This window comes from Variovorax sp. E3, from assembly GCF_016082275.1.
Taxonomy (GTDB): Bacteria; Pseudomonadota; Gammaproteobacteria; order Burkholderiales; family Burkholderiaceae_C; genus Variovorax.
In genome coordinates, this window is the sequence record NZ_MOWM01000330.1 from 1 (window position 1) to 1,359 (window position 1,359).

General features: G+C 71.7%; 3 protein-coding genes. All 3 read left to right on the forward strand.

Going from position 1 to position 1,359, the window contains the following annotated elements; all coding sequences use genetic code 11:
• Positions 1-422 (forward strand): DUF3540 domain-containing protein (locus BMG07_RS40605; protein ID WP_198089200.1); only part of this gene is annotated, 422 nt, incomplete at its 5' end.
• 10 nt (positions 423-432) lie between these two features.
• Positions 433-828 (forward strand): DUF4150 domain-containing protein, encoded by a 396-nt coding sequence (locus BMG07_RS40610; protein WP_198089201.1) that lies wholly within the window; start codon positions 433-435, stop codon positions 826-828.
• Positions 829-944: 116 nt separating this feature from the next.
• Positions 945-1,359 (forward strand): FHA domain-containing protein (locus BMG07_RS40615; RefSeq protein ID WP_198089202.1); only part of this gene is annotated, 415 nt, incomplete at its 3' end.

Consider the following 1,359-nt stretch of genomic DNA (forward strand, 5'->3'; position numbering starts at 1 on the left):
CGGGCCCGCGCGAGGTCTGGGTGCTCGCGGTGCTGGCGCGCGCGGCCGCCGGCACGCCGGCCGTGCTGCGTTGCGACGGCGCGCTGGAAATCGCCGCCACCACCCTGAGCCTGCGCAGCGAGCGGCTCGACGTGGCCGCGGAGCACGCCGTGCTGACGGTCGGGGTGGCCGAGCTCATCGGCCGCCAGCTGCGCGCCGTGGCCACCACGGTGAAGGTCGTGGGCTCGGTGCTGTCCAGCGTCATGGACCGCGTGACGCACTTCAGCCGCCAGTACCAGCGCACGACGCAGGGCATGGACCGCGTCAGGGCGACGCACATCGAGTGCGAGGCCGAGCAGCTGCTGCGCATGCAGGCCGAGCACGTGCTGGCCAACGGCAGCAAGCTGGTGAAGACGCGCGGCGCGCAGATCCACTTCGGCTGAGGCGCGCACCATGTTCGCCAACTGCCAGATGATGGGCACCGACACCGGCTTTCCGGACGTGTGCATGACGCCCGCCGCGCCGTCGCCCATTCCGGTGCCGTACCCCAACATCGCCATGGGGGCGACGGCCATTCCCAACTGCCCGACCATCCTCATCATGGCCGGGCCGGCCCACAACCTCGGGACCACCATTCCCATGACCAACGGCGACAACGCCGGCGTGCTGCTGGGCGTGGCGTCGGGCACCGTGATGGGACCGAGCCGGCACCTCACCGGCGCCTTCACCGTGCTGCTCAACGGCATGCCCGCCACGCGCCTGAGCAGCTCGAGCCTGCAGAACAGCACCAACTGCCCCGGCGTGCGCGTGGCGCCGAGCCAGACCAACGTGCTGCTGCTGGCGCCCTGAGCGCGGCGATATACATCCAAAGGCGGGATTGCCAAGCCCGGTGACGAAATGAATACTTCCCGCAAGCCCCACCCGCGGGGGCAGAACGTGTTCGGGCAACGCCCGGGAGCTGGCTCATGATTCGAATTGCCGTTGTCAGCCGACAGGGGGCGCCGGCCGCCGGTGCCGCATCGGCGGACTTCGGTCCGCAGGGCGGCACCATCGGGCGCGCCGACACCAACACGCTGGTGCTCAGCGATCCGGAGCGCACGGTCTCGCGCGTGCATGCGCAGGTGCTGTGCCGCGACGGGCAGTACTTCGTCATCGACCGGGGCAGCAACGCCATGCAGTGCAACGGCGTGTCGCTGGGCTCGGGCAAGGAGGCCATGCTGAGCGACGGCGCGCGGCTGGTGGTCGGGGGCTTCGAGCTCAGCGTGCACCTGGCGTCGGCCGCGCCGCCCCCCGCGTTGGCGATTCCCGACACCCTCATGGGCGGGCTGCCGGGCGCGCCCGCGCCAGCGGCGCCGTCCAGCGACGACCCCTTCGCCGACC